This window comes from Methylobacterium tarhaniae, from assembly GCF_001043955.1.
Classification (GTDB): Bacteria; Pseudomonadota; Alphaproteobacteria; order Rhizobiales; family Beijerinckiaceae; genus Methylobacterium; species Methylobacterium tarhaniae.
On sequence record NZ_LABZ01000205.1, the window covers coordinates 16,104 to 30,762 of the forward strand.

11 protein-coding genes and 1 pseudogene are annotated in these 14,659 nt (G+C 67.8%); 8 read left to right on the top strand and 4 right to left on the bottom strand.

Annotation, left to right across the window (positions count from 1 at the left end):
* Positions 1–317: 317 nt before the first annotated feature.
* Both VQ03_RS25380 and VQ03_RS25385 read right to left on the bottom strand, forming a co-directional pair.
* Positions 318–1,709 carry an integral cytoplasmic membrane protein gene (locus tag VQ03_RS25380; protein ID WP_048453690.1) on the bottom strand — a complete coding sequence of 464 codons (1,392 nt, stop codon included), beginning with the start codon at positions 1,707–1,709 and terminating at the stop codon, positions 318–320.
* A 105-nt stretch (positions 1,710–1,814) separates the two neighbouring features.
* On the bottom strand, positions 1,815–2,987 hold the full coding sequence (locus VQ03_RS25385; RefSeq protein ID WP_048453707.1) for a glycosyltransferase: 1,173 nt from the start codon (positions 2,985–2,987) through the stop codon (positions 1,815–1,817).
* Positions 2,988–3,259: 272 nt separating this feature from the next.
* On the opposite strand from VQ03_RS25385, the gene VQ03_RS25390 reads away from it, so the two are divergent.
* The 8 genes from VQ03_RS25390 to VQ03_RS25425 all read left to right on the top strand — a co-directional run bounded on the left by VQ03_RS25390 (position 3,260) and on the right by VQ03_RS25425 (position 12,498).
* On the top strand, positions 3,260–4,273 hold the full coding sequence (locus VQ03_RS25390; protein WP_048453691.1) for a glycosyltransferase family 2 protein: 1,014 nt from the start codon (positions 3,260–3,262) through the stop codon (positions 4,271–4,273).
* Positions 4,274–4,323: 50 nt separating this feature from the next.
* Positions 4,324–5,247, top strand: coding sequence for a glycoside hydrolase family 16 protein (locus tag VQ03_RS25395; RefSeq protein ID WP_048453692.1), 924 nt, complete (start codon positions 4,324–4,326; stop codon positions 5,245–5,247).
* A gap of 73 nt (positions 5,248–5,320) precedes the next feature.
* On the top strand, positions 5,321–6,421 hold the full coding sequence (locus VQ03_RS25400) for a glycosyltransferase (RefSeq protein ID WP_048453693.1): 1,101 nt from the start codon (positions 5,321–5,323) through the stop codon (positions 6,419–6,421).
* Between the two features lie 49 nt (positions 6,422–6,470).
* Complete coding sequence (locus VQ03_RS25405; protein ID WP_048453694.1) at positions 6,471–7,883, top strand: lipopolysaccharide biosynthesis protein; 1,413 nt, start codon at positions 6,471–6,473, stop codon at positions 7,881–7,883.
* A 372-nt stretch (positions 7,884–8,255) separates the two neighbouring features.
* The gene (locus VQ03_RS25410; RefSeq protein WP_048453695.1) at positions 8,256–9,593 is read left to right on the top strand and encodes an NAD(P)/FAD-dependent oxidoreductase; all 1,338 of its coding nucleotides are present in this window, start codon (positions 8,256–8,258) and stop codon (positions 9,591–9,593) included.
* Positions 9,594–9,701: 108 nt separating this feature from the next.
* Positions 9,702–9,929: a DUF6894 family protein gene (locus tag VQ03_RS25415; protein ID WP_048453696.1), complete on the top strand. Its 228-nt coding sequence runs from the start codon at positions 9,702–9,704 to the stop codon at positions 9,927–9,929.
* Between the two features lie 1,061 nt (positions 9,930–10,990).
* Entirely contained in the window at positions 10,991–11,680 is a 690-nt protein-coding gene (locus VQ03_RS25420) for a response regulator transcription factor (RefSeq protein WP_048453697.1), read from the top strand.
* Positions 11,677–12,498 (top strand): sensor histidine kinase, encoded by an 822-nt coding sequence (locus VQ03_RS25425; protein ID WP_048453698.1) that lies wholly within the window; start codon positions 11,677–11,679, stop codon positions 12,496–12,498. Before VQ03_RS25420 ends, VQ03_RS25425 begins: the two co-directional genes overlap by 4 nt.
* A gap of 676 nt (positions 12,499–13,174) precedes the next feature.
* Here VQ03_RS25425 and VQ03_RS25435 read toward each other — a convergent pair.
* Positions 13,175–14,374, bottom strand: coding sequence for an IS256 family transposase (locus VQ03_RS25435; RefSeq protein ID WP_048453700.1), 1,200 nt, complete (start codon positions 14,372–14,374; stop codon positions 13,175–13,177).
* A gap of 157 nt (positions 14,375–14,531) precedes the next feature.
* Positions 14,532–14,659, bottom strand: a pseudogene (locus VQ03_RS33325) (IS5/IS1182 family transposase); the annotation flags it as partial.

The following is a 14,659-nucleotide window of genomic DNA, read 5'->3' on the forward strand; positions in this document are numbered from 1 at the left end:
GCGAGACGGGCTGGCTCGCGGATCCGCCGCACGGCAGGACGAGGATGCGGCGCGGACGATGCCGTGGGGGACGATGGCGGCCGGCGACCGGTCCGGCCTCCCGCGCGTCGGGCGGGGCAGGAGGGGGCGCTCGCGTGACGCGTGCAGGAACTTATACCATCGGCCCAGGATGCTGACGCATCGGGCCGATGATCCATCTCGAATTCTCGATGCCAAGCCGGAGGCTTGGCGAAAATTCGAGAACGGAACCAAAGGTCGTTTTGAACGACCTTTGGTATTGCGCGGGGGAGGGGCGTGTCGCCTTGGGGCGCCCGCCGTCACCGCAAGGCGGGCGCGCCGTCCGTGGCCCTCTCGCGTTCCGGCGCGGCGCAGGCCAAGCCGGCGAAGACGTAGAACAGAAGGCCCTGATCGACGGTCGGGCCGGCCAGGATGCCGGCCGTCAGCGCCGAGAAACAGGCGACCCGGGCCGCCCCCCGGACGTCGGCGGCGAAGGTCCGGGGCATGCCTCGCCGCGAGCCGAAGACCATCGCGATGAAGACGAGGTAGAACAGGAGCCCCGGCACCCCGATGTTGGAGAGCAGCGCCAGCGGGAAGCTGGACGTCCTGTTCGTGCCCAGCCCGACACCGAGCCCGAAGGTGTCGAGGAAGTTGCCGAGCGCCACCTCATTCCAGTAGCTGCGCTGCAAGCCCGAACTGGTCGTCGACTTGCTCAGGATGAGCGTGTCGACGTAGTCGTAGATCCGCGCGAAGATGTGAGCTTCGGAGATCACATAGAGCCCGATGACGGCGACGAGGAGCGGCGCGAACACGACGATCGCCGACGCGTTCCAGTATTCCCGCTGGGTGCCACAGCGGGTCAGGGCGATGGCGTACAAGACCACGAGCATGACCGCCGCGCCGGCCAGCCCCGTCGAGGACGTCGAGAGGACGACGAACAGCAGCGACATCAGCGCGATCGCCCCCGTCGTCAGGGACCGGCGCCCGTACAGCCACATCGTCGCCGTGAAGGCGAAGGCCGTGAGGGTCATGCTGGCGAAGGCCGACGCCTCGGGCCAGGAGCCGATGATGCGCCGCATGTCGCCGACGCTCTCCTCGTCGTGGAACGTGTATTGGGCGTTGCGGATGATCTGCAGCGCGTCCTGCGTCCCGGTGGCGCTCGTGAGGAGATCGAGCGCCCCGAAGCAGAGATTGACGAAGGCGTAGGCGATCAGCGCCGTCGTGATCGTCGCGAAGCCGCGCTGGGTGGATCCGACCGCCATGATGGTGACGAAGCAGGCCAGGTCGCCGAGGAGGTAGATCGGCTGCGTCAGGTTGCTCGAGACCGGACCGAGCGGCACGATGCCATCGAGCGTCGCCAGATGGTCCGAGGAGCCGAGCGGCACGATGAAGGTCGAGCCGGCAAACAGCCGGGGCAGGATGTAGCTGCTGAGGATCCCGTAGGTCACGAGGCAGAGGAGCCAGAAGCCGGGCTCGGACGTCTTGAGGCTCGTCACGGCGTTCACGAGCAGCTTGCGCCAGCACAGGGTCGCCACCAGCAGGAAGACCAGGAACAGATGGGCCGGCGGTACGTTCGCGCCGCCGATCAGGATCGCTGCCGCCGATCCCAGCGTGCAGAAGACGACGAAGCCGAGCACCGTCGCGTGCCGGCCGAGCAGGAGGCACAGCAGGCCGAGACCAACGGTGATCGCGCCGATCGGCTCAAAGCTCATGCGGTGCCAGCCTCGCACTCTCGACGGGGGCAGGGCCCGCCTCCGTCGTGGTACCGGATAGGGGATCGCGCGCCGGCGACCCGGGGAGGGGGGGCGCCGGACGGTTCACCGGCCCGGACCGCCGGCGGACGGAACGGCCTCCCGGGACCAGTCCGGCGACGCGACCGGATCCGGCCGCGTGCCGGCCTGACAGACCTGCATGATGGCCTGCGCATGGTCCGCGACGACGGTCTCGACGGAATAGCGGTCGATATGGGCCATCCGATAGGCCCGATGGGCCTGCTCCTCGGCGAGGCGGTCGTGGCCCTCGATCATCGCCGCGGCGAGAGCCGCCTCGTCATCGGGAGGGATCAGTCGCCCGAGGCGCGGGTCGGTCAGGATGTCGCTCGGCCCGAACGGGCAGTCGGTCGCGATCACCGGCAGGCCGAAGCGCAGCGCCTCGCAGATCGCGAGCGACCAACCTTCCCAGCGCGACGGCGAGACGTAGATGTCGCTCGACGCGAGAACATCCCCCGGGTCGCTCGGCCGGTAGAGGATCGAGACCCTGTCGTCGAGGCCGAGCCGCGCGATCTCTCCTCGCAACAGCGCCTCGTCCTCGCCGTAGCCGACGAGCGCGAGGCGGACGTTCGGCCGGGCCGCCTGCACCCGCGCGAAGGCGCGCAGCAGGTGATCCTGGCCCTTCTGATACGAGAGCCGGGCGACCGTGACGAAGGTCACGGGGGCGCCCGCCGCCCGCTTGGCCGGCGGCGGGACCGGGAAGCGGCGGACCGGGTTGGGCAGCCAGTAATGCGCCACCCGGCTGGGAAACGCGCGGGCGAAGGCGGCAAGCTGCATCTTCGACACGCCGAACACGCCGGCGAGCCGATGCAGCACGACGTAGCGCATCGTCTCGAACAGGATGCGGGCCTTGGCCGAGCGCATCTCGCGATCCGGGTTCCCGTGCAGGTAGACGACCATCCGGCGGCGGGCTCCGAGGCAGGACAGCCAGGCGATGACCGTCGCCTCGACCTGCGGCACGATGATGAGGTCGTAGCGCTCGGCCAGGGCCACCGACCGCATCGTGCGGATGAGGCTCGTCCGCGTCGTGACGCTGCGCTGGATGAGCCGGTAGGGCATGACCAGCCGGTCCATCCCCTCGTAGGTCGTCATGTAGAGCACGGACACGTCCAGTTGCTCGCCGTATTGCTGGACGAGTTCCGCCGCGACCGCGTGGATGACCCGCTCGATCCCGGCGAAGGAGCGGGTCGGGGGCAGCATGTAGAGAACCTTGAGCTTCATTCCGCCGTCCTCGCCGCCGCCATCCTGGCAGCGGCCGCGCCGGAAAGCGGTCGCGCGCAGGACTCGCCTCTCCATCTCAGCCCGGCGCTCGCGACACAACATCGGCCCTGTCAGGAAAACTACGACGGACCGTCAGCGTTTTTCCAGGCTGACTTGTTGTTATGTGCAGCGCCGGCTACCTCGACGACTGAATACGACGCCTTCTTGATCCTGCCGGAATTCGTGGAATCTCGGCAGGGACGGTGTCGGTCGGTTCGTGCGGTGAATGGCGTATGACGGAAGTTCCCAGGATCGCCATCGTCATCACATGCTTCAACTACGAGGCCTATGTCGGCCGGGCGATCGCGAGCGTGCGGGCTCAGACCGTGTCCGACTACGAACTCGTCGTGGTCGATGACGGCTCGACCGACGGCTCCTGGGACGTCATCGCGCGCAGCGGCGTCCGCGCCTGCCGCATCGCGAATGGCGGCCAGCGCGCGGCCTGCCTTCACGGGCTCGACCAGACCCGCGCGCCCTTCGTCCTGTTCCTCGACGCCGACGACGAGCTCAAGCCCGAGGCGCTCGCGACGATCCTGCCGCAGCTCGACGGGAACGTTGCCAAGCTCCAGTACTCGCTGACCCGCATCGCCGCGGACGGCACCGTGCTCGGCGCACGCTATCCGGCGCTCCCGCGGTTCCGCGACTCCGGGGCGCTGGCGGCCCGGGTCCTCGCGACCGGCGTCTACCAGAGCCCGCCGACCTCCGGGAACGTCTTCCGACGCGACCTGTGCGACGTCCTGCGCGACGCCGGGTACGAGCCGGCGGTCGACGGAGTCATCCTGTTCGCCGCGCCGTTCCTCGGCGACGTCGTCAGCCTCGACGAGGACCTGGCGCTCTACCGGGTCCACGACCGCAACGATTCGGGGCTCGGCCGGGCGCCGGAGCCGCGCGTGCTGCAGCGCGACCTCGACCGGTTCCTGCAGCGGATGGCGCATCTGCGCACGATCGTGGCGCGGCACCGGCCCGGTGCGGCCCTCGTCGAGCCCCGGCGGACCTTCTACTTCCAGACCAGCAGCTTCGCGCTCGCGATCGCGTCGGGGCGTCGGCCGGGCCTGGGCGACGGCCTGCGCCTCGTCGCCACCCTCGCGTCGGAGCCGGCCCGGCTGCGCGGCAGGCTCGCCGTCGTGGCCTTGTACCTCGCGACCATCCTTGCCTCGCGCCGACGGGCGCAAAAGCTCCTCGCCTACCGCTTCGGCGTCGGGCGGCGCTCTCTCGGCGGCCTGATCCGCGCCGCGGTGTTCCCCTGATGCGAATCCTGCACCCCGCGCCCCGCGCGCATCCGCGGCGGAGCCGAGCGATGACCGGGCGGCTCGACCGTCGGATGTTTCTCGGCGCCGCGGCCGCGGCCGCGATCCTGCCCGCCTCCCACCCCGCGGCGGCCGGGACCGATCTCCGTGAGGACCCGACGCGCGGACGCTCGCTGGCGTTCCGGGACGACTTCACCCGCCTGGATGAGGGGACCTGGCATGCCGGGCCCAAGGCCACGACCTTCGATTCAGGCTTCTACGGCCGGTCGGCCTTCGCGCCGCTGAACGGCGCCGAGGGCTTCAACCCCTACGCGATCGTGGACGACCCGCTGGCCGATGACGGCCGGGCGCTGCAGATCTCGGCCAAGCATATCGGCCGGCCCATGCGCGTCTACGGCTACCATGGCAACCAGCTGCCCGAGTTCCAGTGGATCTCCGGCAACCTGCAGACGGCCCGGCGCAACGGGATCGTCATGAAGGGCTGGCGGCGCGGCTATTTCGAGGCGCGCATGCACGTCCCCCGGCATCCGCTGGCATGGAGCGCCTTCTGGATGATGAACGGGCGCAGCATCCTGTATCCGAAGACGAGCATCGAGATCGACGTCATCGAGCACAAGGGCTTCGAGCCGATGCTGTACGGCACCTACCTGCACGAATGGGGGCAGCCGGGGGAGCATCACGAGGGAGTGGGCGTGCAGGCCCCGGTCGACCTGACCGAGGGGTATCACCGCTACGGCATGCTGGTCACCGAGGAGGCCTGCATTCCCTATCTCGACCGCAAGCCGGTGCCGCAACCCGGGGGGGCGCCGCTGCGCTGGGCGATCGGGCGCTCCGCCGAGCTCGACCGGGACGGGGACGTGTTCTGGCCGCTCCTCACCCTCGCGCTGCGCACGGACGTGCCGTACCCCGATCCCCTGCGGGACGAGGACAAGCTCGTACACCTGCGGGTGGACGAGGTGAGCGTGTACGTCTGACCGGTCGCGCGGACCGGAACGGGGCGGCGTCCGCCCGGGGAATCAGGCTTCGGCCAGGATTGGGAAGGGCATCGTGCGGATCCTGCATCTTCTGAATCATACGCGGCGGCTCAACGGCCACGTCCACGTGGCGATCGACCTCGCCTGCGCGCAGGCGGAGATGGGCCATGAGGTCGCCGTGGCGAGCGAAGGCGGCGATTTCGACCGCCTGCTGGCGGAGTTCGGCGTCGCGACGTACCGGGTCGGCCATCAGCGCAGCATCGTCGGGGTGGCGCGGGGGCTCGGCGCGCTCTGGCCGCTCCTGCGCCGCTTCCGGCCCGACGTGGTCCACGCGCACATGATGACCAGCGCCGTGCTGGCCTTCCCGCTCTGCGCGTTCGGCCGCACGCGACTCGTCACGACGGTCCACAACGAGTTCGAGAAGAGCGCGATCCTGATGGGGCTCGGCCGCCGGGTCATTGCGGTCAGCGCCGCGGTCGCCCGTTCGATGCAGGCGCGCGGGATCGCCGGATCCCGGATCGACGTCGTCCTCAACGGGACGATCGGGGCGGCGCGCCTGCGGGGCCAGGACCGCACGCCGCGGCCCCTGACCACCCCGGCGATCGTGTTCGTCGGCGGCCTGCACCCGCGCAAGGGGCTGGACGACCTCTTTGCCGCCTTCGCCCTCGTGCATGCCCGCAACCCCGCGGCGCGGCTGTACGTCGTCGGCGACGGTCCGACCCGGCCCGACTACGTCGCCGCCGTGGCCCGCAGCCCCTGCGCCGAGGCGGTGAGCTTCGAGGGCGGACAGGACAACCCGTATCCGTGGATGGCGGGCGCCGACATCTTCGTCCTTCCCTCGCACGCCGATCCGGCCCCGCTCGTCCTGTCGGAGGCGCGCGAGGCGGGCTGCGCCATCGTGGCGACCCGCGTCGACGGCATTCCCGAGCTCCTCGAGCACGGACGGGCGGGCCTCCTGGTGCCGCCGCGCGACCCGGCGGCCCTCGCCGAGGCCCTGCTGTCGCTGATCGAGGCGCCCGAGACCCTGCGGTTGTGGAGGGAGCGCAGCCAGGTCGGCATCGAGCGCATGCGGATCGAGCGCGTGGCCAGGGAAACCCTCGCGGTCTACGCCGCTGCGCGCGGCGAGCAGGCGCCCCGCGCGACGCCCGTGCCGGCCGAACCGGGCCGATGCTGATGCGGGCGCCGTCCCGGGCCCGGCTCTGCCCACCGACGAGGAATCGTCCATGCTCTCCTTGAGGACCCTTCGCGGGGCCAGCTGGACGATCACCACGCGGCTGGCCGGGCGGGGCGTGGATTTCGTGACGCTCCTCATCCTGGCCCGGACGCTCGGGCCGGCGGATTTCGGGCTCGTCGCCCTGGCGCTGTCGCTGATCGCGATCATCGACATCGTGCTGGAGGTGCCGATCGCGCAGGCCCTGACGCGGTTGCCCGAGGTCACGCGGGCGCATCTCGACACCGCCTTCACCCTGGGCCTCCTGCGCGGGCTGTTCATCGGCCTGCTCGTCGCCTTGGCCGCCTGGCCCATGACGATCTTCTACCATGATCCGAAGCTGCTCGCGGTCACCCTGGTCATCGCGCTGGGGCCGATCTTCCGCAGCCTGTACAGTCCGGCCATGGCCAAATACTATCGTGGCCTCAACTTCCAATACTATTTCTTCGCCGATTTCGGCGGCAAGCTCGTCGCGACCGGCCTCGCCCTGGCGGTGCTGCATGCGCAGGGCGGCTATTGGGCCATCGTCACGAATTCCATCGCCTCCTCGATCGTTCCGACGCTGGTCTCCTATGCCCTGGCGCCGTACCGGCCGCGGATCTCGCTCGCCGCGATCTCGGATTTCTCGGGCTTCATCGGCTGGTTCAGCTCGTCCCAGATCCTGGCGGCGTTCAACTGGCAGTTCGATCGCGTCTTTCTCGGTTACCATCTGCCGAAGACCGAGCTCGGCCAGTACACGGTCGCGAGCGACTTCGCGGTCCTGCCGACCCAGAGCGTGATCGGCCCGGCGATGCAGCCGGTCTTCGCCGCCTTCGCGCAGATCCACGACGACCGCCCCCGCCTGCAGGCGGCCTTCCTCAAGGTCTCGAAGCTCACGATGCTGATCGCGGCGCCGGCGGCCGTCGGCATTGCCCTGACCTCGGACCTCATCGTCTCCCTCGCGCTCGGCCCGGCCTGGAGCGACGCGGGCCAATACCTCGCCCTGCTCTCCCTCGCGGTCCTGCTGATCGCGTATTACCAGCCGACCTATTCGCTCTGCCTGGCCCTCGACCGCCCGCGCAACCTCTTCGTGGCGAACCTGATCGATCTCGCGATCCGGCTCGCGGCCGTGCCGGCGGGCTACGCCGTCGCCGGCATCGACGGCGTGATCTACGCCCGCATCCTGCTGTCCGTGGTCATGTTCGTCCTCTCGACGCTCTTCGTGCGCAACCTGATCGCCCTGCCGGTCGGCGTGCAGCTCAGGAACCTCTGGCAGGTCGTGGCCTCCTGCGTGATCATGGCCGTCGGGGTCTGCGCGCTGCGGCAGCTCCATATCGAGCAGGGCTGGGCCATCCTCGCCCAGCTCGCCTCGGTCGCCGCGGCGGGAGCGCTGCTCTACGTGGCGTGCCTGTACGCGCTCGGGGTCCGGGTCCGGAGTATTGTCTAAATCAGCATTTAACCCGTTCTGTATCGACAAGTCCCCTGATCCGGGCTAATCAGTGTACAGGCCTTCATGGAAGAGGCCGATGGTCAATGTTTCAGCATCCGGTGCCGCCGGATGCATCATCGGTCGGTCGGACGGCCCCATGCGCACCTGAACGACCTGCGACTGCACGGAGCGGGAAGGCCGTGCGGGGCCGATTTCGACTGTTCGCCCCGGCCGGGACGAGCCGGGACTCTTGGCCGGAACACTTGGCCGGGACTCTTGGCGGATATCCGGTCCAGGGCCCCCAAAGACCATGGCGCCGGAGCCGATGCGCCGGACGCACCGGCGTCGATATGAGGATCGACGTCATTCGAACGACGAGGAATCGAGGCCATGGCCTGCCAGACCGAGCCCTCCCGCCCCGCCGGTGCGGCTTGTGACAGCTATGAGGCGATCGTGCTCGGCGCGGGCATCAGCGGTCTCGTCTCCGCCTCCGTCCTGCTGCGCCAGGGTTGCCGCAGGATCCTGATCGTCGACGAATTCGACCGGCTCGGCGGCAATCACATCGATTGCAGCATCGGGCCCTATACCTTCGACATCGGCAGCTTCATTTTCCAGGACGACTCGCCGCTGCTCGACCACTTTCCGGAGATGCTGCCGTCCTACATCCCCGTCGAGCCGAGCTGGGGCAAGCTGAATCCGCAGGGAATGGTGACCCGCTACCCGCTGTCGATCAAGGACGACATCGTGCGCTCGGGCCTGCGCAGCTGCGCGGCGATCTTCGGCTCGCTGATCTATGCCCGCCTGTTCCACGCCCGGATCGGGAATGCGCGCGACTTCGCCCGCTACTGGATCGGCGAGGACCTGCTGCGGCGATCCGGGCTCGAGAAGTACATGGAGCGCTTCTTCGGCATCGAGGCGGAGCGCGTCGACCTCGGCTTCGCGCAGAAGCGGATGATGTGGATCGCGGAGCATGCCTCGCTGCGCGGCCTCTCCCGCCGGGTGCGCCCGCGACGGCGGACGGCGCCGACCAATCGGCAGCTGGTCCGGCCGCGGGAGGGCTTCCAGCCGCTCTACGAGATCGCGGCCGAGCGCCTCCGGGGGCAGGGGGTCGACATCCTGCTCGGCGCCAAGCCCGCGGCGTTGCGCCGGTCGGGCACGCAGTTCGAGCTGTCCCTCGGCTCCCGCCTCGTACGATCGCAGCGCATGGTCTCGACCATCCCGATCGACCGCACGCTGTCCCTGTGCGGCCTCGACCTCGGGTTGAACTTCGACAGCGTGACGCTGATCAGCCTGTTCTTCAGCTTCAAGGGCCGGCGCGGGTTCGACTATCCGATTCTGTACAATTTCTCGCACGAGGGCGCGTGGAAGCGCCTGACCATGTACTCGGACTTCTACGGGCCGTCCGACGCGCGCGAGTATTTCGGCGTCGAGGTGATCGCCAGCCAGGTCGGCGGCAAGGTGGAGGCGGCGGAGGCGGATTTTCGCAAGGTCACGGCCGCCGCCGGATTGTTCCAGGGCGATCTCGTCCTCGAAGGCGCGAGGATCGTCCCCTACGCCTATCCGATCTACGTCGACCAGGCCGAGCGTCGCGTCTCCGCGGCCCTCTCGGCCATGCAGGCCCTGGGTGTGGAATCGTTCGGTCGGCAGGGCGGCTTCGACTACCAGCCGACCGCCCGCGTCTCGACGATCGAGGCCGAGACCGTGCTTGGCCAGGGTCGTCCCGCGTAACGTCGTATTTCCCTGACAAGGCAGGACGCCGTCCACGTGCTACCACGTCCTGTATGCTACGCGATCAGGCAACGACTGCTCGCGAGGTCGCGGGTCCGGTGCTGGTCGATGGCAGAGCGCTTCTTTATCTATCTTGTCAATATCTCGGCGAAGATCGCAGGCGAGCACGGCATTGACGCCGACGACATCGGGCAGGCCTATTGCGAAGCGCTCGGGACCTTGCGCGAGCTGCGGTCGCAGGGGCACCTCGTCTTCGACCAGTCGGAATGGCGGCTCGAGATCCGCAACAGCGTCGGCGAACTCGTCCAGTCCTACGACATTCCCGATTATGCCTGAGGTCCGATCGGGCGGACGGACGGCGCATCGCGATGCGACCGGTCTCGCGGTCGGGTCCGGTTCATAGGCCGGCCTCCCGTCTCAGACGACGGATCCGATCCGCCACGCCGGCTCGCGTCGCGTGCGGCCCAGGCCGGCCGCGTGAGCAAAATATGGCTGGCGACTAGCAAATGCATCTCCAGCGGAGCGATCAGGGGGCGTTGATCCCCGCCATCGCTGTCCCTGTTCTGCCAGGACGGCCGCAATCCTGCCGTATTGCTTCGGCCAGCCGACGCGCAAGTGTTCTCGGAGAATTCGGACAGCCTGCCACCATAACGCTGATCGCTGCAGTGCACAAGGCACGAATCGCCTCGTTGCCGGTTTTTTAAGACATCACGATATTTTGACCGGCATTGGGGAGCCGCAATCAGGAACGCTTTTCGGGGCTCCGATGCTTCTATGCACGAATTGGCGGACGGAGCTGACCGGTGCAGGCGCATTGATGACTTCCCTAGAGAGCACTGAACAGGTCGCCATGATCTTCACGAGTTGCTGCGCGTGCTGAGCATCGTTCATGCAGCACAGGCATCGCCCGCTCGATCCCATCGCGTCATTCCGCCGCTCTTTTTCAAGACGAGGAGCGATCGTTTCGGCTGCGTTTCGCCAAAATACGAAATTTGTCGGCATGATAGCCTTGGTTTCCAAGGGCTTTGAAAGCGGATGGCTTTGAAGTTTTGCCTCGTCGCATTACCGAGAAAATCATATGAAAATGTTTATTGCAATAAATGTATTTTAAGCTAGACGACAGCGAGAGTTGAGCGTCATAGTTCGGTATCGTCTCGACTTTTCTTTGACTAAGATGTCGAGTGGCTTGTCGATTATCGCATAAATCCACAAGAATGAAACTAAAGGAGGAGACTTCAAATTCTCACACGGGTATTGACATTGGTCACGCCGCGCTAGATTGTTATAGCATGTAACGGTAATGCAACCATTGGTAGGCAATACAACCTTTGGTGGATTGAAAATAACATGTTCTGGGGAGGATCTGGTGTCCGTCACACGAAGGAGAACAGCGGCAGATGAATGGTTCGTGCACTGCGCTTCCTCGCGTGACGCGTGTCCTGCTGGCTGATGATCATCCTCTCTTACTGAACGGGGTGACGGCGCTGCTGGAGGCTTGTGAAGGACTGCAAGTTGTGGGCCAGGCAGGGTCGGGAAGCCAGGCGCTGCGACTGATCGGTCAACTGAAGCCCGACGTTGCGGTCCTCGACATTGCCTTGCCGGATCTGCACGGGATCGCGGTGGCCAAGCAGGTCGCCAAGGACGTGCCGGCGACGCGGATCGTCATGCTCTCGGCTCACGAGGATCGTGTCTATGTTCAGCAGGCATTGTCGGCCGGCGCGCGTGGTTACGTGCTCAAGCGGTCGGCCAGCGAGACGCTCGGCCAAGCGGTCAGGGCGGTCCGTAGCGGCGGCGTCTATCTCGACCCCGCGATCGCGGCGCATCTCGTGACGGCGAGCTTGGCGGAGCCGGCCTCCCGGGAAGTGGCCCAACTGGACGCCCGGACGCTGACGCAGCGCGAGCAGGAGGTCATCCGCCTCATCGCCCTTGGCTTCACGACCAAGGAGGCGGCGGCGCGCCTCGGGATCACCGACAAGTCCGTGGAGACCTACAAGGCGCGCGCCAGCGACAAGCTCGGCGTTCGCTCGCGCGCGAAGATCGTCCAGTACGGCATCCTGCAGGGCTGGTTCGGGAGCGCCATGTCATGACGCAATCCCCTGTTCCCGACAACGCGCGTGCCCCGGCGGCCGGTCGGCCGCCTCCGCTGACCCGCCTGGTGCGGGATGAGGGCCGCAGCTGGATCGGTCGCTGGACGGGACGGCTCGACCGGCTGCGTCAGAGGCTGAGCGCGACTCACGGCGCGGAGCCGCTCACCGGCCACGATACGCAGGTGGTCCAGCAGGCGCGTTCGGAGGAAAGGCGACGCCTGGCACAGGATCTGCACGATCACATCGGACAGAAGATCGTCTTCATCAACCTGACCATTCAGTCCCTCTCTCTTGACGTCACCACCAGCGACGGCAAGGACAAGCTGCGGCAGATCAAGGATATCTGCAACGATATCTCGACCGACATCAGTCAGATCGTCACCGACTTGCGGCCGGGCGGCATCGACGAGTTCGGGCTGATCGAGGCCCTCCGCGCGCTGACCGAAGCCTGGAGCGACATCACAGGCATACGCTGCACCTTCGACGTCGCAGGACACGAGATCGGGCTGCCGGCCCATGTCGAGGACGGCCTGTACCGGATCGCCCAGGAGGCGCTGACGAACATCGCCAAGCATGCGGCGACGTCCCGCCAGGTGACGGTCCGCCTCGCGCATGTGGGCAAGGTCGTCATCCTGTCCGTCGAGGATGACGGCGCCGGCATCACCGTTCGGCAGCCGAGGATGATCCCGCGTCCGGGTCAGACCGGTGGTTACGGGTTGGTGGCGATGCGCGAGCGCGTGACGGCGCTCGGCGGCGTGCTCGACGTGCAGCCGCGCGCGCCATCGGGCACCCGCATCCGCGCGAGGATCCCGCTGTAGCCGGCCACGCGGATGACCCCGTCGGCTCATGCTCCGACCAAGGGGCGATGCGCACGGCCTCGAGGCCCAGGCGTCCCGTGTCGTTTCCAAGGCGGACAGCACGATGCCATCGGTGACCAAACCCCAGAGGTGACGAGGCCATGGGCCACGGCACTCCCCCCGCGAGCGTGACTCATCCGATCATCCTCTGCGGCGGCTCGGGAACGCGGCTCTGACCGGTCTCGCGCGAATCCTTTCCCAAGCAGTTCCTCCCGCTCGTCGAGGCGACACGGTCCTCGTTCCAGGCGACGATCGCCCGACTCACCGATCCGGCGCTGTTCGCGCGGCCCTGCATCGTCGCCCATGCGGAGGCCCGCTTCATCGTCGCCGAGCAGGCCGCCGGGATGAATGTCGCGGCCGACATCATCCTCGAGCCCCACGCTGAGGCACGTGCCGGCACGTGCCGGCTGGCAGATGAGGAGAAGCGAGCCGACGGCAAGTCCTGCGACGGGGAGACGCCTCACAGGCTCCTCCCGGCCGTCGAAGGACACCGACCCAACAAGGTGTTGTTGTAGAGGATCCGATCCGGGGCTTTGATCGTCGGGGAAACCCGTTGTCGTCGCCGTCCGACGATCATGTCCCAAGGCGTGGTGTAGCTGGGTCTGGTCCACCACGATGACCGGCAGGGCCGGACTGGTCAGACTGCGAGGTTTGGCAGGCTGACGAGAGGATCATCGCCGATCGGAGCGATGCTTCCCAGGGTCATGGTGCGGCAGCGTTGCACCGCCCACTCGTCGTTCTGTTCGAGCAGGATCGCTCCGACGAGCCTGCGGATCGAGGGCTCGTCGGGGAAGATGCCGACGACCTCGGTGCGCCGCTTGATCTCGCCGTTGAGGCGCTCCAACGGGTTGGTCGAGTGCAGCTTGGCACGATGGGCGGCTGGGAAGCCCATGTAGGCCAGCACGTCGGTCTTTGCCGTGTCCATGAGGGCCGCCAGCTTTGGGACCTTGGGCCGGAGTTGGTCGGCCACCCGCCGCCACTGCTGGCGAGCGGCCTCGGCGTCCTCCTGGGCGAAGGCGGTGGCGATGAAGGCCGAGACGACGCGCCGGCCCGAGCGGCCGGCATGGGCCAGGACGTTGCGCATGAAGTGCACCCGGCAGCGCTGCCAGGAGGCGGTCATCACCTTGGCGACCGAGGCCTCGATGCCCTCGTGAGCGTCGGAGATCACCAGCTTGACCCCGCGCAGGCCGCGCCGGGCCAGCTTGCGCAGGAACTCCGTCCAGAAGGTTTCGGCCTCGGACGGGCCGATGTCGAGCCCCAGCACCTCGCGTCGCCCATCCGTGGTGACGCCCACCGCCACGATGACCGCCACCGAGACGATCCGGTGGTTCTGGCGCACCTTCACGTAGGTCGCGTCGATCCAGAGATAGGGCCACTCGCCCTCGATCGGCCGGTCGAGGACGGCGTTCACCCGCTCGTCGATCTCCTGGCACAGCCGGCTGACCTGGCTCTTGGAGATGCCCGTCCCGCCCAGCGCCTGGACCAAGTCATCGACCGCGCGGGTCGAGATGCCCTGGATGTAGGCCTCCTGGATCACGGCTGTCAGCGCCTTCTCGGTCATGCGACGCGGCTCCAGGAAGCTCGGGAAGTCGCTCCCCGTCCGCAGCTTCGGGATGCGCAGCTCGACCGTGCCGGCTCGCGTCTGCCAGTCTCGGTCACGGTACCCGTTGCGCTGGGCCAGCCGCTCCGGGGTCTTCTCGCCTTGGGCCGCGCCGGTCAGGCCGCCCACCTCCAGTTCCATCAGGCGCTGCGCGGCAAACCCGATCATCTCGCGCAGCACATCCGCGTCGGCGCTCTTCTCAGCCAGCGCCCGCAGGCTCATAACGGCATCGGTCATCGGGGGTCTCCCGGGTTCGGGGTTGGTGTCAGCAACCCGATCCTAACCCGTCACCGCCGATGGCCACCCCCGCGAGAGGTCCCGCCGGCTACAGCGCTGTGAAAGCCGCGCAGGCGGACTCTCCCGCTCTCGGTCAGCTACACCTCTCTAAGAGCGCCTAACAGAACCGCTCGATTTGGTGGAGCGTGATGAGACTGGCCTGCAGGACCGTGAAGGCCTCGTAGATGTCGGCGCGGCGCTCATAGCGGATGGGCAATCGGCGGGCGCGGGTGGACCAGGCGTGGG